Source organism: Mucilaginibacter sp. HD30, assembly GCF_054061755.1.
This window is the reverse complement of sequence record NZ_JBSSEO010000001.1, coordinates 1,421,669-1,440,207: the sequence shown is the minus strand read 5'-3', so window position 1 is coordinate 1,440,207 and position 18,539 is coordinate 1,421,669. Positions and strand designations below refer to the sequence as shown.

Here is an 18,539-nt window from a genome sequence, read left to right as displayed (position 1 = left end):
TTTGCCACTTTCCGTTATGATCTATTAAATCACAAAGCCACCCTGTTTTACCAGAGTGGCTTTATGGGATTTAAAATTAATGTCGCTTATAAAACGGCATCTTCATTATCATACCCACTGTCTGACTCTCTGTTGTCGCTTTGCGAACCCGAGTTTCCATTAACGGCATCCTGGTCGCTGTAGCCACCCTGATCGCCGGATTGTTGTTCCTGACGGTTGCCTTGGCGTTGATCTTGTCCGCCGTACTCTGAACTCCAGTTTTGCTGACCTTGTTGATTGCCTGAATTTCCGCCATCAAAATTTGATTGCTGCTCCTGTTGATTAGCTTGTTGCTGGTCGTGGCGTTCTAAATTAGGATTGTCGCTGTTAAACTGACCTTGCGACCCACTGCTTGGGTTACCCGGATCGGCGTTGCCTTGTTGCTGTTCTTGCTGGCTGCCACCGTTAGCATCCTGATAGTTTTGATCCTGGTTTCTTTCAGGCTGCCCTTGTTGATCGGCGCTGCTGCCGCTACCTTGCAAACCAGCGTTTGATTGCTGTTCCTGGTTGCCGCTACGACTCCAATCTTGTTGATTACCTTGTTGGTTGTTTTGATCTGGTGAGCCAGAACGTTGGTTCTGATCATCACTGTTCCATGTGTTGTTTTCCATAACCTAGATATTTATTTGGTATTAGTATAACACGTTGCAAAACGAGTTTGTTTTCTTAAAAATTAAAAATGTTTCACAAAAGTAGGGGTGAATTCGTCATATAAAAACTTCCTAAACAACAACGCCATCCCGGTCTATCGGCATGGCGTTGTTTTTAAAACTCAGTATTATTACAACTCAGAATCGTCGTAACGTTCCTTGTCATTCAGGTATCCATTGCTCAGGTATTTGTCGCCGCCTTCTTCCTGGCGACTGCCGCTATGCTTGTTGTTATTGGTCTGCTGCTCCTGTTGGCTACGGTTGTTATTCCTGTTTTGTTGACTTTTTTGTTCTTGCGACGCAGAACCTTGGTTCACATCGTCATTCTTCCTTTTGTTACTTTCCATAATTTTAGAAATTTATTTGGTAGAGTATAACAAGCGCAGTTGCGGTTTTGTTTTGTTGAGGTCAAAGTGGTTATAAGGCTTAGGTTGCAAAACATCAATGGCAGAAATAAATTTTAGTTATGCATTATATATTTTACAAAATAATTTGCTGAAAAGTCTTATAATAGCATGCTCAAATATAAACAGCAACCAATAGCCTGTTAAGGCTAAATAATAACCTGATTAAAACCCAATTATTAATATAAAATGAATCTTTCTTTTAAAAATTTACTATCATCGTTAAAGCACAAAAGGAGCTATCAGATTGCAACTTTAGTACTTATAGCGGCATCTTACTCGGCATACGTAGCCATTAATGATGATCGCATATGGGGGGCATACAGAGGTAATTCTGAAACGAATGCCTATTCGCCTTTAACACAGATCAATAAAGACAACGTACAAAATTTAGAGGTAGCCTGGCAATTTGGCCCGGCGCCAGCACCGGCAGCCGCCGGCGCTGCCCCGGGCAGAGGCTTTGGCGGTGGCGGTAGCCAATCCAACCCAATCATTGTTGATGGGGTAATGTACTCTGTGCTTGCCCGCAATAAAATTTACGCCATTAACTCATCAACCGGCGAGCAGGTTTGGGAGTTCGATCCAACGAGTGGCGGCTATGGTGGCAGTGTTACCAGAGGCGTAACTTACTGGGAAAAAGGCAGCGATAAACGCATTTTATCAACCATAGGTAATAACCTTGTAGCCATTAGCGCTACAACCGGCGAGGTAATAAAAACCTTTGGCGACGGCGGCAAGGTAGATCTGCGCGTTGGTTTGCGCGATGACCCTAAGACGATAACCTCTGCCGGATCGTCATCACCGGGCGCCATTTGGGGCGACCTTATTATATTGGGTGCACGGGTTGACGAAAGCTATGGTGCTGCTCCCGGATATGTGCGTGCATTCAATTGTATTACCGGTAAACTTACCTGGACCTTCCATACCATTCCGCAACCGGGTGAGTTAGGTTACAACACCTGGCCTAAAGATGCATGGAAAGAATTTGGTGGTGCCAATGATTGGGCCGGCTTAAGCGTTGATAAAAAACGCGGCATGGTGTTTATAGCAACCGGCGGCACATCATATGATTTTTATGGTGTTGATCGCCCGGGCGACAATTTGTTTGCCGATTGTGTGGTAGCATTAGACGCCAGAACAGGTAAACATATCTGGCATTTCCAGACCATTCACCACGATCTTTGGGATTGGGACCTTTCTTCGCCACCCAACTTAGTTACTATTACTAAAAATGGTGTAAAAAGAGATGCTGTTGTACAATTGAGCAAAAGTGGATTCACTTTTGTATTAGATCGCGTAACAGGTAAATCACTGTTCCCAATTAAAGAAACCCCTGTACCAAAATCTGATATTCCGGGCGAGATCACGTCTCCAACCCAACCTATACCGGTCTTGCCTAAACCATTCGCACGCCAGGCACTTACTGAGAAAGATATCAGCAACTTTTCGCAAGCCGCTCATGACTCATCTATGCGCTTATTGAAAACGCTGCGTTATGAAGGCATTTTTACGCCTCCATCTGTACGTGGAACCTTCCATAGCCCCGGCTCAAACGGTGGTGCTGACTGGGGTGGCGGCTCTTTTGACCCGCGTACCAACATCATTTATATTAAAACAAATGATGCGCCGGAGATCATCAGAATGCAGAAGATAGAGAACCGTGCGGTAACCAACCAAACCGACTTTGAGGTAGGTAAAGGCATCTATAGCACTTACTGCGTTGCCTGCCACGGTGCGGATAAGTTAGGCGACGAACAGAGCTATCCATCGCTAATTAACGTACAGAAACGTTTAACCGACGCGCAGATTATTGCTAAAATAAAAGCCGGCGGTGGTAAAATGCCGGGCTTTGCCAGTGTGATAAACGATAAATCTAAAGAGGCTGCTATATTATCATACATAAGTGGTACTGATACTAAAACCAGAACTGCTCCGGATGGTAAACCTGTGCCAGCAAAGGTAAGGTATACCAACGTTGTTGCTTACAATGCAATATCAGACATGAATCGTAATCCATTCGTTACACCACCATGGGGAAGTTTGGTTGCTATTAATTTAGCTACCGGTAAAGAATTATTCAGGGTACCTGCGGGTAACGATGAATCCCGGCAGAAACCAGGCGAACCTGAAACCGGGTTAACCGGAAACGCCGGTGCGGTATCAACTGCCGGAAACATTGTATTTTGGGGCGGAGGTAGAGACAAAAAATTACGTGCCTTCGATTCTAAGACAGGTAAAGTGATATGGTCAACCATTATGCCTGCGTCTTCAAATGCTACGCCAAGTATCTATAAAGGCAAGGATGGCAACCAATATATTGCTGTTACTATAGGCAGCGATGCTACTCATCCTAATGGGTCAATAATAACCTATAGGCTTAAAAAATAAATTAGAGGAGAATCCTCTTGTGATAAAAGGGCTGGTGTTTACACCGGCCCTTTCTTGTTTAAAATCTTTTACTTCACACTCATCAAGGCTATTTCTATTCTTAATGAATTGCATATCGTTTATTCGCTCACTGGTGAAAAATACTTGTTTGTGTTACGGTTAACACGTCACCGCACATCAGTAAAGCCCACATAATACCTGAAAGCTAAAAAATACAAACCGCTCATTAATAGCCATGTTAATAAACTTAGTTTCATTGTTCAATGACTTAATTATTGGAAATGGCATTAACTATTTATTATGAGCAAGCTTGAATATTTTAACGTCGCGCCAGGTGTATGGGGCATGAAAATAATCTTTGTCAACATTTATATGGTTGCCTCAGATGACCATTGGGTACTGATAGATGCCGGGTTAATTGGTAGTGCGTCACGGATAAAGCGAATGGCTAATGATCTCTTCGGCGGAGTGCCCCCGGCGGCCATATTGCTAACTCACGGGCACTTTGACCACCGTGGAGCTATTAAAGAACTACTTAAAGTGTGGGCAGTACCCATATATGCCCACACTCTTGAATTTCCATATTTAACGGGACAATCCGCTTATCCACCAGCAGATCCCACATCAGGCGGCGGGTTAATGAGTTTGTTGTCTTTTTTATATCCAAAACGGCCAATTAATTTGAGGGGCCATATCCTGGCGCTTAAGGCGGGCGAGGCTCCGCACTTGCCTGAGTGGGAAGTTATATTCACCCCCGGACACTCACCCGGTCACGTTTCGTTTTACCGTAGATCTGACGGCTTGCTTATTGCAGGTGATGCATTTGTAACTACGCGGCAGGAGTCTGCCATGTCAACATTAACAGACAAGGTCGTTGTTAGCGGGCCGCCAAAATATTTTACCTGCAACTGGAAGTTGGCGGAGGATTCAGTTAATAAACTTCAGGCGCTGATGCCGAAAATTGCTGCTACCGGCCATGGCATACCCATTAACGGCAAAGTGCTGACGGATGGGCTTGAACAATTAACATCAAACTTTAATAAGATTGCAAAGCCAAGGCGCGGGCGCTATGTACCATTGCCGGCTATTACCGATGGGAGTGGGGTTCGTTATGTGCCACCTTCACGTTTGCATCCACTTACGCTTACATTGGTTGGTGCCTTAACTGTAGTTGGGTTTGCTTTAATAAGAAAGACGATAAAAAGATCTTGACAATTAAATACATAAAATTATGAACACTCAAAGCGTAGAACAATTGCCGGACGATGATGCTGTTGAATCAACCCAAGATGATAGTAACCAAGCGGCACCAAGCCATAATGAAGTAGAAAAAGGGAGTGGCTATGGCCCGCCTAATGAAGGCTCGGGCGAAACTGTAAACCAAAAAGACGTATCACCAGATGGAAAGCCCATACAGGAAAACGAGGAGAATACTTAACGGTTAATAACCTTATCCATACACATAAATTATCATCCTGTCACATATAATGGACCGGTTTTTTTTTGCTGCATCAAAGCCAAGCACACTAAAAATACCTGAAATACCAGTATATAATACCTGATTAAAACTGTGTATAATACGGATGTAATTTTATAAACATTTAACAATCAAAAGGTTATGTCACAGTCAGTTTGATAATATAAAAATCCTGGTAGATGCTTCATCAAACCCTATCTAACCTATTCTGTTTTAATTACAAGTTAATAAAATTAATCTATTTTTATGAAAACGGAAACAAAAATTCTAATCGGTCTGGCATTTTTAGTATTTGTCAGCTTAGTCACGTCTTGTAAAAAAGACAACAATTATCAAATGGCTAATCAAACATTTGTAACACAGGCGTCAAGCAGCAACATGTTTGAAATTGAAGCCGGTAACCTGGCGGTGCAGAAAGGCGTAAATGCCGATGTTAAAGCATACGGCAACCACATGGTAACAGACCACGGTACCGCTGCGACAGAGATGGCTTCAATGGCCAACCAAAAAGGTTTAACCATTCCGGGAGCAATGATGGAAAAACACCAAACCAAGCTTAACATGCTGGCAGGATTAAGCGGAGAGGCGTTTGACAAACAGTATGCTGCTATGATGCTTGCTTCGCACATGGAAACAATTACCTTGTTTCAGGAAGCATCAAGCAACATTGGTGTGCCGGACGGCGACTTACGCGGCTTTGCATCAGCCAAATTACCCACTTTAAACGAGCACTTAGAACACGCACAACAACTGCAAAACAAAGTAGGTAAATAAATCAGCAACCTTCAATAGAAACAACTATGGAAACAACAAATCAACAACACGGCGAAGGCGAAATGACCAAAGCCATAGAAAATCAAACTGCAAAATTACCATCAGATTTTTATCTGGGAGCAGCCGTAGCTGCAATGGGCGTTTCCCTGCTTTTTAAAATCACCCAAAAAGACGACAAAGCGCTCTTTTTTGGCCAATGGGTAGCCCCGTTCCTCCTATTTGGTATTTATAACAAAATTGTTAAAACCATGGGTAGCGAATAGTGATGTAGGCATTTACCGGTGCTGTATGCTGCCAATGTTTTTTACAGCTACAGCCCGGTATTGCCATTATTATCTGCTATAATAAACTAAACAAGTAATGGCATCTCCGGCAAAAAAATGGTGGTGGTTTGCAGTAGGTGTGGCGTTGGTAGCTGCCCTGCTTACCAGCGGATGGTACTTTTTCAAGAAGGATCTGGCCAACCCACGTAGCAAAATAGTTAAGCCGCTTCTTACAGACCGGTTAAAGAAATTTATCAGCAAAAGCAGCAATGGCTTATATCAATTAAAGTACGACCAATTTAACCTGAATATATGCGGGCCGTCAATGCGAAGGCACTTAATCCCTTGTCTGCTCCGCTCGGATTGATGCAAGTCAAACCGGGTACCGTCAATCAAATGGATATGTACATTTATGCTACCACAACCGGCGCTAAGGGCAACATTGATCTGTATTTTAAGGACCTAAAAATCAATCTACTTAAGCGGGACGAGGATACTGATACCCTTAAAAAGCGCGGTTTCTTGTCGTTTATTACCAATGCTGTTATGCCTAATGATAATCCTAAAGGTAATGGCAAGTTTAAAAAAAAGGCCCATTAACGTTAGTTACACGCGACCCGCGAACGTCTTTCTTCGGCCTGATATGGAAATGTACACTGGACGGCATGTCATCTGCGGTAATGGGTATTGACCAGAAAAAGGAAAAACCCGACGGGAACCCGGTAATACAGGTTATAGAAAAGGTTTTCAAACCGATGCAGCAGAAAAAGAAACTGGAAAAGGATAAAGATTAAATTGCAAGATTCCACAACCCAATTGATTGGTTGTGGAATCTTAAAAAAATTTTTTGTTGCCATTATCTTCGGCTTAAAAACTATGGCGCACTGACCCTGAATGTTGTGATGTTCTTTGAGAAAAAAGTACCACTAAAATTTCCATAATGCCCACAATTAGATGCGGTAAAAACACTCTTGCGCTGTAACCAAGCAGCCATGGCGAAACCGCCAAAAAGATGCCGGTAATTACATCCATAGTTAAATGCGCGCTCATGGGGAGTATCTTAATCAGCCCTCCCTCATAATCGGTTATTGCCGACATCAGCAGGGTAACGATACCAACACCGGCCGCACACCAGGTTGCCGCGTTGTTATCAGAAAAGCCAAGCAGCCAGGGTGCTGCTATTAATAAAATACCCACAAGGTAGTCTAATACTGCGTGGGTTCGTCTACTAATAAATTTCATAACGTTTAGTTTTTAAGTGTAACCATACTGATGTGGCGTCAAACGGTATGCCTCATTTTGCTTGTGCGAAGTTTAGGTTATTTTCCGGCTAAGAATTGTTAGAAATACGTTGTAGATGCGTTTTTTATCAAAAAAAAATCAACGTTTGCGATGTTTAAACTGCAGCACCGCATTGCTACTTATAATTAAAAAGTCTGAGCGCCCTATAAGACGATTTACCTTAACATTCTATATGGTGAAGATTGCATATTCATAATAACAAGATTGTACACCACATGTACAAAATTTTAGTCGAAATGCAATACTACTTGCGCGTTAATCGCTATGTATCAAGAGGGGCACAGCATTTGCATCAGTTTGTTTATCAACGTAAAACAAGTGATGATATGACTTCTGATATTTTCAATGCTTGCAGCTTTCAACAAAAAACCGAACTGGTGCTTGAAGGTACATTTTTGGCTGATAGGCTAACGGAGAGGTATTACATCAGATTGTATAACCTGCACCAGTTTTATGTTGAGGTTTTTTTTGACGATCATACCCACCTGATCGTCCATTTCAGGGCATTTGAAAACACGATGTTTGTGTTGCCTTATGTTAACGATTTAAAAATCGCCGTTTAAGTTAAGGAGTTCCTTATCTGCAATTCAGGTTATTTTAACGACTTAAGGCAGCGTCTGACCGTGCTTTTCCTGTCGTTAAGTCATTAATATAAAGTCGATAGAAAAGTAATGCTTATGCGATTCCTGGGCACGGAACGAGAAAACCATTGATATAAATCAAAATCCGGATTACGAAAATAAGCCCTGTCGAATTTGGCGCAACAGGGCTTGAGTATGTATAAAGAGAAGTCAAAATCATTTAGGAAGCTTTTGCCAAAAGCGTTAAGTGTGGTACCGAGTTAACGGCCGGTTTCTTCGCGGCATCTATAATGGCATATTTATCGCGTAGTTTCTTTAACATTTCAAAACTGAACGCGTCGTTTAGTGGCATATGATAATCACCGACTGTTTTTGGATGAATTTGTAATTCATTAGCAAAAACCTTTAAGTTTTCATGATTAATATGGGTAAGCCCGGTATTATTATCGGTATCAAAAATTACGAAAGTATCTATCTTGTGGCCTTTAGCATCAGTATAGATAACAGAGGCGTTAGCTTTGTATGTTTTCATTAGGCAGCTTTTTTTGAACGTAGGGTTTGTAACTCGGCTAACAATAGTTCTTTTAGTTCCAGATCGTTGGCTTTCAATAAGATTACGGTGGTTAAGTCTAATTTTTCCATTGCGATATAATTTATATATAAAATGGATTGCGAAAAGTATGCCATTAGCTTAATAGCACTCATTAGCTATACATACAGCTATATAACGGCTACTTTAGGCTACACGCATGTTTTTTATTTTAGCCAGCATTGCTTCCCCAAGCGTTGATAATACCTGTTGAATGGAATGAAGGTAGGGGAGTGTAGTGTACTAAAGAATTCTATTTAACACAAAAGACCAGCATTCGCACGTGACTTGTCCCGAAATAAGTTTACCCGGCGTGTTTGAATAATTTTTTAAATTAGCGTAACGCCATCAATTTATACAGCATAGGCCACCGCTGAAATTAATTATCAAATTCTCTACGACCAATATTTTCGACGAGATAATAATTACTTTAGTTGAAACCAATTACAGCTTTATGAGACTACCTTTCCTTTTAGCCTTGTTATTTTTAACAGCACCGGTATTTGCACAATCACCAAAAAAAATATTGATTGCGCCTGGTACCATCGGTGCTACATCTGCTACCGTGGTATGGGACAAGCCCGCTAACAGCTCAAATATTGTTCGTTATCATCTTATTGTTAATAAAAAAGATGTAGCTACATCCACTCGGTGTAATTACCGTTTGAGCAATTGTCTTCCTTAACCAGTTACAACTGCGATGTACGCGCGGAAAGCAAGGATGGGAAACTTACTACCCTGGGTCTGTCTGTTAAGTTCAAAACAACCGAGCAAGGCAAAATACTTAATGTGCTTACATTCGGCGCTAAGGGCGATGGCACTACCTTAAACACCAAAGCTATACAGGCCGCAATTGATGCCTGCCCGGCAAACGGGACAGTCTTAATACCCGCCGGTACATTTATAAGCGGCGCCCTGTACTTAAAAAGTAAAATGACCTTTGACATAGCCAAAGGTGCTACGCTTAAAGGAAGTACCAACGATGCGGATTATCTGCCGTTTTTTAAAAACCGTTTTGAAGGCTGGGAGTTAGACACGTATGCCAGCTTGCTCAACGCAGGCAAAATGGACAGCAAGGGTGGTTACGTTGTAGAGCAGCTGACCATTAAAGGCGAAGGTACGCTAAGCGGTGGGGGCGATCCCTTGGGCAAAGCGATGATAGCGAAGTCGGGTTTACGTGGCCGTGGGCGGTTGATCTGTTTGATGAATTGCCAGAACGTGGATATCCAGGGCCTTACTATTAAAGATTCGCCTTGTTGGACAATCCACTATATTTACAGCAAAGGTGTAACCTGCCATGATCTTGCCATCACCAGCACTTTGCTAAATGGTGATGGCATTGATCCCGACTCGTCTGACGACAGCTACATCTTTAACTGCTCGTTTCTTACCGGCGACGATTGTATCGCCATAAAATCGGGCAAAAATCCAGAAGGAGATAAGATAGCCCGCCCAACTACCAATGTGCGCATAACTGACTGCAACTTTATTGCGGGTCACGGTATTTCAATAGGAAGCGAAATGTCTGGCGGAGTAGATGGCGTACTGGTGCAGGATTGCAAAACAGGCAGTTTGCTATATGGTATGCAGATAAAGGGCACAAAGGAGCGGGGAGGTTATGTACGCAATGTTACCGTTGCCGATTGCCAACTGCTCAGGATAACCATTTATTCCAAGCTCGGCTACAATAACGACGGACAGGCCGCGGCTAACGAGCCTATTTTTGAACATTTCGCCTTCCGTAATATAGATCTGTCAAAGGCGAATCTACGGCAATCTGTTATGGATCTGAACGGATTTAAACAAGCCGGTCACCATCTTAATGATGTAACTTTTGAAAATATACTTATGCCCAAAGATGCAAGAATTGTTATAAAGGACGCAGCTAATTTTAAATTTATAAATGTTGTTACAACTGATGGATCTAAACCGAAGTACGAAATAACTGACGGTAGTAATATTGTTAATTAAAGATGCCACTCATTAGCATAGCGAGATAGTTTCGCTCCAAGCGAGATAATTCATAGTGAACGCAGTGAGAGAACTAAGCCAACGGCTAATCCTTTCGCTTACAAAACGTATAAATTTCTCGCTATCGCTCCAAATAACACATGAGTAACTTAACTAAATAAATTATACCGATAAGTTTATTTAACTACTTGTATAATACATATTTATCGTTTAAAACAGAATTATATTTTGTTGCAAGTATTTGGCTTAAATACAAGCAAGCCTTGCCAAATATAATTTTGTTTGACAGATACATAAAACATAAGAACTTAAATTTCAATTACTTATACATTAGTAATTATATCTATTATACGCTGCTTTAAAATCGCTACCCATTTCTTTAAAACGAGCAGTCACCGTCGCTAAAAATTCTTCATCCAATAACTCAAATACACTATTAACGCCGTCGGTAATATCCATTTCGGATATTTTGTAACTCTGTTCCAGTATCCCCCGCTCTATCTTCACAATAAATTTTTGATTCATGCTGAAGATGGAGATCTTAAAATCTGGGTGCGGCAGCTCTGCTATTACTCTCATTTTTCCTTTATTAATACCGCTAAAATAAATTTTTAAAAATGATATTGGTCTTATTTAGTTTGCTCAAGGTCTAACTACCTTTGTTATTATGGCAGAAGACTTACAAATAAGTATATCACTAAGCAAAGAGGAGCAATATCAGTCGCTCATTCCTCAAATTGAAGCGCTGATAAACGGCGAAACAGATCTTATAGCCAACCTTAGCAATATCTGCGCAGCTTTAAAGGAGCAGTTTAAGTGGCTTTGGGTGGGTTTTTACATGATTAAAGGCGATGAGCTTGTGTTGGGTCCGTTTCAAGGTCCGGTGGCTTGTACGCGCATTAAAATAGGTCGTGGGGTTTGCGGAACTGCTTGGCAGCAGCAGCAAACTATTATTGTGCCTGATGTAAACGAATTTCCGGGGCACATCGCCTGTAGTTCAGTATCAGTTTCAGAAATCGTAATTCCGTTATTTAAAAACAATGCAGTAATGGGAGTGTTGGATGTTGACAGCGAGCACCTGGCGTATTTTGATAACGTAGACGAAAGATATCTTAGTCAAATATTACAACTGATCAGCTTTAATGAGTAAGATTTTTTTAATAGCTGGAATGGGCGCAGATACCCGTATCTATAACAACATAGAACTGCCCGATGATGACGAGGTAATACCTGTAGATTGGATAGAACCAGATGCAAGTGACACTTTAGCTACTTATTCACAAAGGCTTATTAAGCAACACAATATAACATATAATTCAATAGTAATTGGAAATTCCTTAGGCGGAATGATGGCGATTGAGATTGGTAAGCTGATACCTTTGAATAAAGTTATTCTGATATCGAGCATTAAAACAATTGATGAAGCGCCGCCCTATTTCTCATTTTTTAAAATGATACCGCTTTACAGGATTGTCCCCGGTAAAGTGTTTACGCATTTAGGTGGTCTTATCCGGCCGGTATTCGGCGGAATGTCGGCGCAACAGCTATGGCTATTTAAGGATATGCTGAGTAAAACGTCGCCTGGGTTTCTGAAATGGGCCATGGGTGCAGTGTTGAAATGGAAAAATAAAACTATTCCGCCAAACGTTTACCATATAACCGGCGACAATGACCGTGTTTTTAATTACAGGCTGATTAAAGGTGCTACAATTGTAAAAGGCGGAACGCACATTATGATATTTGATAAGGCAAAAGAGATCAACAAAATATTAAAAGGAATTCTGCGTAAAAAATGAAACTGCCCCTGTCTTTTTATCAGCGCGAAGATGTAGTAACAATAGCTAGAGAACTGTTAGGCAAGTATTTGTTTACTTATATTGATGGTGTAATTAGTGGAGGATATATTGTTGAAACAGAAGCCTATAATGGCGTTTTAGATAAAGCAGCACATAGCTACGGTGGTAAGTTAACCCCCAGAACAAAAACGATGTTTGAGGCTGGCGGCGTTGCCTACGTTTATTTATGCTACGGCATACATGAGATGTTTAATGTTGTTGCGTCCGTAGAAGGCGATCCGCGTGCGGTGCTTATCCGGGCTGTTCATCCAACAGAAGGTTTGGAGCCCATGTTATACCGGCGAAACATGTTGGCTATTAAGCCAAACATAACTGCCGGGCCTGGTTCTGTTGCTCAGGCATTTGGTATCAACAGAAAACTCAATGGTATAAGTTTGCTGAGCGATACGCTTTGGTTAGAAGACAGAGGTTTGAGCTTTGCTGACGAATATGTAGCTGCTGTACCCCGTGTTGGCGTTGCCTATGCTAAGGAAGATGCGCTTTTGCCGTACCGTTTTTATCTAAAGGGCGATGTTTACGTTAGCAAGCCCAACAAATAGGAATACATGCTAAAGGTGCTTTTAAAACGCTTATCTATTTTAATCCTTGTCTACGCCCGTTGCAAGACAGAAAGCTGCTCACATCTCGTTATTCATGCTTAAAATAGCTTTTGATCCTATATACACCCATCCGCTGCCGGAAAGCCACCGTTTTCCGATGATGAAGTATGAATTGATCCCGGCGCAATTGCTGTATGAGGGTGTGATAACGGAAGACATGCTGTTCAGACCTGAAATGGTGGCGGAGAGCGTCATTTTGGATACTCATGAGTCATCATATTGGATGCAACTAAGAGATTTGACCTTGCCCGCAAAGGAGCAAAGACGAATTGGTTTCCCGTTAACGGATCTGTTGGTGGAGCGTGAACGACGCATAACACAAGGAACTATCGATGGCGCTGTGCACGCTTTAAAGCATGGTATAGCCTTTAATGTGGCTGGAGGAACGCACCATGCGGGCACTAATTGGGGCGAAGGTTTTTGCATGTTAAACGATCAAAGTATTGCAGCTAACTATCTATTGAATAATAATTTAGCCTCCATTATTTTAATAATAGATTTAGATGTGCACCAAGGCAATGGTACAGCCCAAATCTTTGAAAATGATCCCCGGGTGTTTACGTTCTCAATGCACGGAGCCAATAATTTCCCCTACAGAAAAGAGCGGTCTGATCTGGATATTGCATTACCGGATGATACGGGGGATGATGAGTATCTCGGCCTGTTGAAAGAAACCCTGCCCGAATTGATCAGCCGACATCAGCCTGACTCTATATTTTATTTATCAGGTGTAGATGTATTGCAAACTGACAAACTTGGCAAACTGGCTTTGAGTGCCGCTGCTTGCAAACAGCGGGATGAATTTGTTTTTAAAACGGCGCTGGCTAACAATATCCCGGTGCAGGTAAGTATGGGAGGTGGGTACTCGCCTAATATTAAAGATATTGTGGATGCTCACTGTACAACTTTTAAAGTAGCCAACGACTTATACTTTTAATCTTTTGCGGCTATAAATGCGGCGCGGTCGGCCTGGCGATGTTTATTGCTGATGATCTTAAACCTAATGTATAATAAAATTGCCGACGCCAACAATCCTAATGTGAGGCCATACCACACGCCCGAAACTCCCCAATCTAAATAGATCCCAAGCAACCAACCCAAAGGTAATCCTAATACCCAGTAAGCAAAAAATGTAATAAAAGTGGGTATGTTCACATCGCTCATGCCGCGTAGTATACCAAGGCCTATTACTTGTGTTCCGTCAAATAACTGGAACATGGCGGCAATAATAAGCAACTGTGACGCAACCGATATAACTGTCTTATCTGAAGTATATATCCATGGCAAAACTGTATTGCCAAACGTAAAAAACAAAGCCGTTAATATCATAAAGCCTATTACAACGTGGTAACTGGCATTTGCAGATTTTCGTAGCCCGGAATGATCTCTGACACCAAAGTAATTACCCGTCTTGATGGTAGCTGCGGCCGAAAGTCCGCTTGACATCATATAAGTGATTGAAGCCAGGTTAATGGCAATTTGATGCGCCGCTAATTGCACCAGCCCTATACTGCCGATAATTACAGCCGCGCCGCTGAAAGCGCTCACTTCAAAAGCATATTGCAAGGCAACCGGTCCGCCAATGCCCAATATTTCGCGACATCTGCGCCAGTCAATATTTTTAACAGAAAAATGGGTTAGGTACTTTTTGAAGTATTTTGAGCGAAATACATAGATGCCCATCACAATAGCCATTGTGCAACGATCAATAAGCGTGCTGTAACCTACGCCAACAATGCCCATTGGCTTTATACCGAACATGCCCTTAACAAATATTATCCCCAGGCAAATGTTAAGCACGTTGCCCCATATGGATATCAGCATGGCCTGTTTAGTAAAGCCCAAACCCTCTGCGAACTGCTTAAATGTGTTAAAAACAAGCATTGGGATGATAGACACACCCAACAATATTAAGAAAGGTTTGGCCTGCATTATAACTTCAGGATCCTGCTTCAAATGATCAAGCGCATAGGCTGAGCCCACGCTAATAATAGAGAAAAGTATTATGCCGGCAAAAATATTAATAAACAAACTGTTAGATAACAGCAACCCGCACTCCCTAAACTTACCGCGCGCATTGTGCTGCGCTATCAGCGGTGTTGAGCCGTAGGAGATGCCTATGCCGATCACCATGAAAACAACAAAAATGCTGCTGGCCAGTGATACCGCTGCCAGACTTACCGTGCCTGCAAAATGCCCCACTATTATACTGTCAGACGCATGAACCAAGGTATGGCCCAACTGCGAAATAACTACGGGGATAGCTAAAGTTAGATTATCCCGGTAATGGCTTCGATATTTTTTAAAGGTGATCTTCATTTTGCAAACAGCAAACGTTCGCAAAAGTAAACATTATGCGGCGGTATAATATTCTTCCTTTTCGGAAGTATGGATCTTTATTATTCCTGATAGGGCCAGGTTTACCAGCAAGCGCTGGGCGGCGCGTTGGCCAACTTTTATCAGGTCGCAAAGCTGTTTTACATCTATCCTTTGGTTGGTCTCCAGGTATTGCAGCAGTGTTTTTTCTTTTTCTGAGTAGGAAATAAAAACGCCGGTTGTATCAGCAGAGCGTTTCAATACGTCAACCACCACTTTACTTGCCAAAACGCTTTTATCTTTTATTCTTACATATACCCACCATTTACCGTCTTCTGCTAATGCAGCATGTGGTTTTAAAGTGCTTTGCTCAATATCGACTATCAAAACCAGTTTATCGTCAACATACACTTCTTCAAAGCGTGGTTCAAGGGCCGGCCGAGAGAATATATGTGCCGCTTTTGTAATCATATAACGCTCCTCATCCTCAGATTTTACACCTTTAATAGTACCATCGTCAGCAACGCCAATAAGCAGCCGCCCGCCTTTATTATTGGCAAACGACACCATCGTGCGGGCAATTTTCTCGCAGCTGGTAATGGTTTTCTTAAAGTCGAGTGTTACACCTTCGCCTTCAAAGATCTGTTTTTTAACATTCATCTGTTCAACTTTCAGCAACCTTGTAAGGCGTAAATATCTGCATCCATCTTTCAGGATTCGTGATTTCTGTAAAACCAAACTGGGCGTAAAGACCATGTGCATCAACGGTAGCCAGGCTCCAGCGGCGTAAACCCTGTAAGTCTTGATGGGCCATTATGGTCTGAACAAGCCATTTTGAAAGTCCCTGCTTTCTGAACTCAGGGAGTATAAAAACGTCGGCCAGATACCCAAACGTGGCTTTATCTGTTATTACACGGGCAAAGCCTATTTGTATTTCGTTAAGGTATACTCCAAAGCAAAGGGAATTTTTAATAGAACGCTCTACCTTATCAAACGATATGCCAGTGGCCCAATAGGAATCTTCATCCAGATAATTGTAAATAAGATTGATATCAAGCAGGCTGTTATCCGTAGAAATATAAAAACCCTTCCCGATGAACACCTCATCATTCATGTACACTTTCCTCATTTTGGCTTTTTTTAAAGTTTAAATTACGTATATAAACCTCGCACATCATATTAACACAAACATCACCATTCTTATTATAAACAATAATAGGGTAGGCCTTATTATATTTCCCCTGTTCATTCAAAATCTGTTCTGCCTGTTTAATGTCGCCATCAGATAAATTAACGGTGAAATTAATTTTATCATCACTTTTTTTAAGAAAACGTATCTGTGCTGACCGCGACCAGACAGCAATTTTATAACCTTTATGGCTTAACAACTGATGGAATAACACGGGATAACAAACATCGGCCGCAGAAAATATCGTTCCGCCAAATATAGAGCGGTTATAATTGCTGTTGAGAATGCTCTTACTGATCTTTATGTTCAAACCAGTAAAATTTTCTGCAATACTTGCCACCCAAATTCGCTGAAAAAAAAGAGGCGGATAAAACCGCAATGCCCATTTTAACAGGCCGGCCGAAATTAACATTACAGCTAAATATGCAAAAAATATGTTTAAACTATAAAAATTATAAAATGCTTAGAAATATATTTTAGGAACGGTTATTGTATTTGGTTGATTAATTGATAATTATAAAAACTAAAATCCTATGAAAAAGCAAATTTTAAGTTTCGCATTAGTCGCGACAATGATCGGATCAATTGCAGCGGGCTGCAGTTCCGTAAATGAAACCACAGGTTCAGATACCACTGCAGTTGATAGTCCATCAATGACAGCTCCAAGGGATACGAGTTCAACTACACCGAGGGATACAAGTTCAACAACACCAAGTTCAACTCCCGGTTCAACAACACCAAGTTCGACACCAGGTTCAACAACAACCCCTCAATAATAAAGAATTTATTTCTCATAATTAACATTATGTTAAGTAAAGAAATGTTTTTAAAGCCTGCTGAATAAGCAGGCTTTAAATTTTTATGCTTCTCTTCTACTTTTTTGTTTCCAGTTCGTCAATCTTTTTTTGTATTTCATTAGCCTTCGCAGTATTCTGAACACCAATATAATAGGTTTTTAAATTCTTCCAGGCATCAACAGTGCTGGGCTGTAACTCAGTTGCCTTTTCCAGATAAGGCTTTGCGGCGTCAAACTGTGCTTTTGATCTTGCCAGCGCAGCTTCGTATTCTTTTTGCTTGGTGCCGGGCAATTGTTGCGCAGCGTTGTAAATATCAATAGCCGGATTTAAAGTAACATAACCTATATTTAAAACAGCGTCGAAAAAATTTGGATCTATCTCGATTGCTTTTTTATACATGTCAGCAGCTTTAGCATAGTTGTCTGCTTTTTCTTTTTGAAGCGATGCAATCAATGCAGCGTCTTTTGTCTTAGAAATCTTTGCAGCGTTTACATCAGCAGCCTGGCTATAAGTTAAGCCTGCGTACAGATATAGCGTTTTATTCTTAGGGTCATTACTTATAGCTGCCATAACTTTGTCCAGAACTTGTTGCACTTTTCCTGTCTGTAAAGATATTTCTATCTCTCTTTTTCGCAGTTCCGTATTTGTAGGATATTTTTGAACAGCTTCTGCAGCGATATTCATGGCACTGATAGTGTCTTTTTCTGACAAGTAAAGCGAAGATAGGTCTAGATATATTTTGTCTTTTTCAGAAAAATTTAGGGGAAGCAATTTTTTATACTGATCAATAGCTGCTTTGTAATTTTTTGCGGAAGCAGCCGAAATACCTGCATAGTAAATTGATGATGTATCCCCTTTCGAATATTTCTGAGCTGTATCAAAAGCCTTGTAAGCATCGTCAAATTTTTTGTCTCTGAAAAAAGAAACACCGGCATTTAATCTGCTTTGCGCAAGAGCAGCTTCGGCAGATGTAAAATATTTTTCGTTTTCCTTTTTTGTGTCCAGCTCCTTCGCCTTAATTAAAGCTTCTTCCGCCGCAGCAAAGATTGGGGCGGACGTAGATTCTATCGAGTCGGCCATGGCTGTATGGGCATAAATAACTGCTCTTAAAGCCTGTGTTTCCGGCAATGTTGATGTCTTGTCATTTTGACTGGCTTTATCAATAGCGACTTTAGCTTTGCTAAGAGAGCTTTTTACCAAGGGGCCGTCGTTTGCTGTCCTTAAGGCATCATAAGTTTCAAATGCGCTTTTTGCATTTGAAAGTTCGCCTTTTTGGGCAAATACCGGTGCCGCTAACAAAGTTGCAAGGCCGGCGCTAACAAATAAAATTCTTATTTTCATTTT

General features: G+C 41.4%; 25 protein-coding genes. 15 read left to right on the top strand and 10 right to left on the bottom strand.

Annotated elements, in window-relative coordinates:
- Positions 1 to 86: 86 nt before the first annotated feature.
- Together ACVW2L_RS07090 and ACVW2L_RS07085 are read right to left on the bottom strand one after the other, a co-directional pair.
- Positions 87 to 650 (bottom strand): hypothetical protein, encoded by a 564-nt coding sequence (locus ACVW2L_RS07090; RefSeq protein ID WP_457127267.1) that lies wholly within the window; start codon positions 648 to 650, stop codon positions 87 to 89.
- 170 nt (positions 651 to 820) lie between these two features.
- The gene (locus ACVW2L_RS07085) at positions 821 to 1,036 is read right to left on the bottom strand and encodes a hypothetical protein (RefSeq protein ID WP_457127266.1); all 216 of its coding nucleotides are present in this window, start codon (positions 1,034 to 1,036) and stop codon (positions 821 to 823) included.
- A 246-nt stretch (positions 1,037 to 1,282) separates the two neighbouring features.
- Between ACVW2L_RS07085 and ACVW2L_RS07080 the strand changes: the two genes are divergently transcribed.
- From ACVW2L_RS07080 to ACVW2L_RS07045, 8 genes are all read left to right on the top strand, one after another.
- Positions 1,283 to 3,481 (top strand): outer membrane protein assembly factor BamB family protein, encoded by a 2,199-nt coding sequence (locus tag ACVW2L_RS07080; protein ID WP_457127265.1) that lies wholly within the window; start codon positions 1,283 to 1,285, stop codon positions 3,479 to 3,481.
- Between the two features lie 300 nt (positions 3,482 to 3,781).
- A complete protein-coding gene (locus ACVW2L_RS07075) occupies positions 3,782 to 4,693 on the top strand; it encodes an MBL fold metallo-hydrolase (RefSeq protein WP_457127264.1) in 912 nt (303 codons plus the stop codon).
- A gap of 19 nt (positions 4,694 to 4,712) precedes the next feature.
- Positions 4,713 to 4,919, top strand: a complete 207-nt coding sequence (locus tag ACVW2L_RS07070) for a hypothetical protein (RefSeq protein WP_457127263.1) — start codon at positions 4,713 to 4,715, stop codon at positions 4,917 to 4,919.
- 285 nt (positions 4,920 to 5,204) lie between these two features.
- Complete coding sequence (locus ACVW2L_RS07065; RefSeq protein WP_457127262.1) at positions 5,205 to 5,732, top strand: DUF4142 domain-containing protein; 528 nt, start codon at positions 5,205 to 5,207, stop codon at positions 5,730 to 5,732.
- A gap of 26 nt (positions 5,733 to 5,758) precedes the next feature.
- Complete coding sequence (locus tag ACVW2L_RS07060; RefSeq protein ID WP_457127261.1) at positions 5,759 to 5,995, top strand: hypothetical protein; 237 nt, start codon at positions 5,759 to 5,761, stop codon at positions 5,993 to 5,995.
- Positions 5,996 to 6,092: 97 nt separating this feature from the next.
- Complete coding sequence (locus ACVW2L_RS07055) at positions 6,093 to 6,362, top strand: hypothetical protein (RefSeq protein ID WP_457127260.1); 270 nt, start codon at positions 6,093 to 6,095, stop codon at positions 6,360 to 6,362.
- On the top strand, positions 6,362 to 6,595 hold the full coding sequence (locus tag ACVW2L_RS07050; protein ID WP_457127259.1) for a hypothetical protein: 234 nt from the start codon (positions 6,362 to 6,364) through the stop codon (positions 6,593 to 6,595). Before ACVW2L_RS07055 ends, ACVW2L_RS07050 begins: the two co-directional genes overlap by 1 nt.
- 65 nt (positions 6,596 to 6,660) lie before the next feature.
- Positions 6,661 to 6,789, top strand: a complete 129-nt coding sequence (locus ACVW2L_RS07045) for a hypothetical protein (protein ID WP_457127258.1) — start codon at positions 6,661 to 6,663, stop codon at positions 6,787 to 6,789.
- Positions 6,790 to 6,862: 73 nt separating this feature from the next.
- Here ACVW2L_RS07045 and ACVW2L_RS07040 read toward each other — a convergent pair whose 3' ends face one another.
- Complete coding sequence (locus ACVW2L_RS07040) at positions 6,863 to 7,237, bottom strand: SPW repeat domain-containing protein (RefSeq protein ID WP_457127257.1); 375 nt, start codon at positions 7,235 to 7,237, stop codon at positions 6,863 to 6,865.
- A gap of 296 nt (positions 7,238 to 7,533) precedes the next feature.
- Between ACVW2L_RS07040 and ACVW2L_RS07035 the strand changes: the two genes are divergently transcribed.
- Positions 7,534 to 7,860, top strand: coding sequence for a hypothetical protein (locus ACVW2L_RS07035; RefSeq protein WP_457127256.1), 327 nt, complete (start codon positions 7,534 to 7,536; stop codon positions 7,858 to 7,860).
- A gap of 238 nt (positions 7,861 to 8,098) precedes the next feature.
- Here the strand turns inward: ACVW2L_RS07035 and ACVW2L_RS07030 are convergent, their stop codons facing one another.
- The gene (locus tag ACVW2L_RS07030; protein ID WP_457127255.1) at positions 8,099 to 8,410 is read right to left on the bottom strand and encodes a hypothetical protein; all 312 of its coding nucleotides are present in this window, start codon (positions 8,408 to 8,410) and stop codon (positions 8,099 to 8,101) included.
- A 729-nt stretch (positions 8,411 to 9,139) separates the two neighbouring features.
- On the opposite strand from ACVW2L_RS07030, the gene ACVW2L_RS07025 reads away from it, so the two are divergent.
- Entirely contained in the window at positions 9,140 to 10,438 is a 1,299-nt protein-coding gene (locus tag ACVW2L_RS07025; RefSeq protein ID WP_457127254.1) for a glycoside hydrolase family 28 protein, read from the top strand.
- A gap of 330 nt (positions 10,439 to 10,768) precedes the next feature.
- Here the strand turns inward: ACVW2L_RS07025 and ACVW2L_RS07020 are convergent, their stop codons facing one another.
- Entirely contained in the window at positions 10,769 to 11,017 is a 249-nt protein-coding gene (locus ACVW2L_RS07020; protein WP_457127253.1) for a hypothetical protein, read from the bottom strand.
- An 88-nt stretch (positions 11,018 to 11,105) separates the two neighbouring features.
- Between ACVW2L_RS07020 and ACVW2L_RS07015 the strand changes: the two genes are divergently transcribed.
- The 4 genes from ACVW2L_RS07015 to ACVW2L_RS07000 all read left to right on the top strand — a co-directional run bounded on the left by ACVW2L_RS07015 (position 11,106) and on the right by ACVW2L_RS07000 (position 13,830).
- The gene (locus tag ACVW2L_RS07015) at positions 11,106 to 11,588 is read left to right on the top strand and encodes a GAF domain-containing protein (protein WP_457127252.1); all 483 of its coding nucleotides are present in this window, start codon (positions 11,106 to 11,108) and stop codon (positions 11,586 to 11,588) included.
- Positions 11,581 to 12,234 (top strand): alpha/beta fold hydrolase, encoded by a 654-nt coding sequence (locus ACVW2L_RS07010; RefSeq protein ID WP_457127251.1) that lies wholly within the window; start codon positions 11,581 to 11,583, stop codon positions 12,232 to 12,234. Before ACVW2L_RS07015 ends, ACVW2L_RS07010 begins: the two co-directional genes overlap by 8 nt.
- Positions 12,231 to 12,833 (top strand): DNA-3-methyladenine glycosylase, encoded by a 603-nt coding sequence (locus ACVW2L_RS07005; protein ID WP_457127250.1) that lies wholly within the window; start codon positions 12,231 to 12,233, stop codon positions 12,831 to 12,833. The genes ACVW2L_RS07010 and ACVW2L_RS07005 overlap by 4 nt, the downstream gene beginning before the upstream one ends.
- 94 nt (positions 12,834 to 12,927) lie before the next feature.
- The gene (locus tag ACVW2L_RS07000) at positions 12,928 to 13,830 is read left to right on the top strand and encodes a histone deacetylase family protein (protein ID WP_457130183.1); all 903 of its coding nucleotides are present in this window, start codon (positions 12,928 to 12,930) and stop codon (positions 13,828 to 13,830) included.
- Here ACVW2L_RS07000 and ACVW2L_RS06995 read toward each other — a convergent pair.
- From ACVW2L_RS06995 to ACVW2L_RS06980, 4 genes are read right to left on the bottom strand one after another with little or no spacing between them, the layout of a single operon-like run.
- Positions 13,827 to 15,212, bottom strand: coding sequence for an MATE family efflux transporter (locus ACVW2L_RS06995; protein WP_457127249.1), 1,386 nt, complete (start codon positions 15,210 to 15,212; stop codon positions 13,827 to 13,829). The two genes, ACVW2L_RS07000 and ACVW2L_RS06995, sit on opposite strands and share 4 nt — an antisense overlap.
- A gap of 33 nt (positions 15,213 to 15,245) precedes the next feature.
- The gene (locus ACVW2L_RS06990) at positions 15,246 to 15,869 is read right to left on the bottom strand and encodes an AlbA family DNA-binding domain-containing protein (RefSeq protein ID WP_457127248.1); all 624 of its coding nucleotides are present in this window, start codon (positions 15,867 to 15,869) and stop codon (positions 15,246 to 15,248) included.
- A gap of 4 nt (positions 15,870 to 15,873) precedes the next feature.
- A complete protein-coding gene (locus tag ACVW2L_RS06985) occupies positions 15,874 to 16,338 on the bottom strand; it encodes a GNAT family N-acetyltransferase (RefSeq protein WP_457127247.1) in 465 nt (154 codons plus the stop codon).
- A complete protein-coding gene (locus ACVW2L_RS06980) occupies positions 16,316 to 16,810 on the bottom strand; it encodes a DUF4442 domain-containing protein (protein ID WP_457127246.1) in 495 nt (164 codons plus the stop codon). The genes ACVW2L_RS06985 and ACVW2L_RS06980 overlap by 23 nt, the downstream gene beginning before the upstream one ends.
- Positions 16,811 to 16,931: 121 nt before the next feature.
- Between ACVW2L_RS06980 and ACVW2L_RS06975 the strand changes: the two genes are divergently transcribed.
- Positions 16,932 to 17,174 carry a hypothetical protein gene (locus tag ACVW2L_RS06975; RefSeq protein WP_457127245.1) on the top strand — a complete coding sequence of 81 codons (243 nt, stop codon included), beginning with the start codon at positions 16,932 to 16,934 and terminating at the stop codon, positions 17,172 to 17,174.
- Between the two features lie 96 nt (positions 17,175 to 17,270).
- On the opposite strand, the gene ACVW2L_RS06970 is transcribed toward ACVW2L_RS06975, so the two are convergent.
- Complete coding sequence (locus ACVW2L_RS06970; RefSeq protein WP_457127244.1) at positions 17,271 to 18,536, bottom strand: tetratricopeptide repeat protein; 1,266 nt, start codon at positions 18,534 to 18,536, stop codon at positions 17,271 to 17,273.
- Positions 18,537 to 18,539 lie beyond the last annotated feature (3 nt).

Bases quoted from the DNA above. Each gene is read 5' to 3' on its own strand.
- ACVW2L_RS07090 (WP_457127267.1), bottom strand. From the start codon at position 650: ATGGAAAACAACACATGGAACAGTGATGATCAGAACCAACGTTCTGGC.
- ACVW2L_RS07085 (WP_457127266.1), bottom strand. From the start codon at position 1,036: ATGGAAAGTAACAAAAGGAAGAATGACGATGTGAACCAAGGTTCTGCG.
- ACVW2L_RS07080 (WP_457127265.1), top strand. From the start codon at position 1,283: ATGAATCTTTCTTTTAAAAATTTACTATCATCGTTAAAGCACAAAAGG.
- ACVW2L_RS07075 (WP_457127264.1), top strand. From the start codon at position 3,782: ATGAGCAAGCTTGAATATTTTAACGTCGCGCCAGGTGTATGGGGCATG.
- ACVW2L_RS07070 (WP_457127263.1), top strand. From the start codon at position 4,713: ATGAACACTCAAAGCGTAGAACAATTGCCGGACGATGATGCTGTTGAA.
- ACVW2L_RS07065 (WP_457127262.1), top strand. From the start codon at position 5,205: ATGAAAACGGAAACAAAAATTCTAATCGGTCTGGCATTTTTAGTATTT.
- ACVW2L_RS07060 (WP_457127261.1), top strand. From the start codon at position 5,759: ATGGAAACAACAAATCAACAACACGGCGAAGGCGAAATGACCAAAGCC.
- ACVW2L_RS07055 (WP_457127260.1), top strand. From the start codon at position 6,093: ATGGCATCTCCGGCAAAAAAATGGTGGTGGTTTGCAGTAGGTGTGGCG.
- ACVW2L_RS07050 (WP_457127259.1), top strand. From the start codon at position 6,362: ATGCAAGTCAAACCGGGTACCGTCAATCAAATGGATATGTACATTTAT.
- ACVW2L_RS07045 (WP_457127258.1), top strand. From the start codon at position 6,661: ATGTCATCTGCGGTAATGGGTATTGACCAGAAAAAGGAAAAACCCGAC.
- ACVW2L_RS07040 (WP_457127257.1), bottom strand. From the start codon at position 7,237: ATGAAATTTATTAGTAGACGAACCCACGCAGTATTAGACTACCTTGTG.
- ACVW2L_RS07035 (WP_457127256.1), top strand. From the start codon at position 7,534: ATGCAATACTACTTGCGCGTTAATCGCTATGTATCAAGAGGGGCACAG.
- ACVW2L_RS07030 (WP_457127255.1), bottom strand. From the start codon at position 8,410: ATGAAAACATACAAAGCTAACGCCTCTGTTATCTATACTGATGCTAAA.
- ACVW2L_RS07020 (WP_457127253.1), bottom strand. From the start codon at position 11,017: ATGAGAGTAATAGCAGAGCTGCCGCACCCAGATTTTAAGATCTCCATC.
- ACVW2L_RS07015 (WP_457127252.1), top strand. From the start codon at position 11,106: ATGGCAGAAGACTTACAAATAAGTATATCACTAAGCAAAGAGGAGCAA.
- ACVW2L_RS07010 (WP_457127251.1), top strand. From the start codon at position 11,581: ATGAGTAAGATTTTTTTAATAGCTGGAATGGGCGCAGATACCCGTATC.
- ACVW2L_RS07005 (WP_457127250.1), top strand. From the start codon at position 12,231: ATGAAACTGCCCCTGTCTTTTTATCAGCGCGAAGATGTAGTAACAATA.
- ACVW2L_RS07000 (WP_457130183.1), top strand. From the start codon at position 12,928: ATGCTTAAAATAGCTTTTGATCCTATATACACCCATCCGCTGCCGGAA.
- ACVW2L_RS06995 (WP_457127249.1), bottom strand. From the start codon at position 15,212: ATGAAGATCACCTTTAAAAAATATCGAAGCCATTACCGGGATAATCTA.
- ACVW2L_RS06990 (WP_457127248.1), bottom strand. From the start codon at position 15,869: ATGAATGTTAAAAAACAGATCTTTGAAGGCGAAGGTGTAACACTCGAC.
- ACVW2L_RS06985 (WP_457127247.1), bottom strand. From the start codon at position 16,338: ATGAGGAAAGTGTACATGAATGATGAGGTGTTCATCGGGAAGGGTTTT.
- ACVW2L_RS06980 (WP_457127246.1), bottom strand. From the start codon at position 16,810: ATGTTAATTTCGGCCGGCCTGTTAAAATGGGCATTGCGGTTTTATCCG.
- ACVW2L_RS06975 (WP_457127245.1), top strand. From the start codon at position 16,932: ATGAAAAAGCAAATTTTAAGTTTCGCATTAGTCGCGACAATGATCGGA.
- ACVW2L_RS06970 (WP_457127244.1), bottom strand. From the start codon at position 18,536: ATGAAAATAAGAATTTTATTTGTTAGCGCCGGCCTTGCAACTTTGTTA.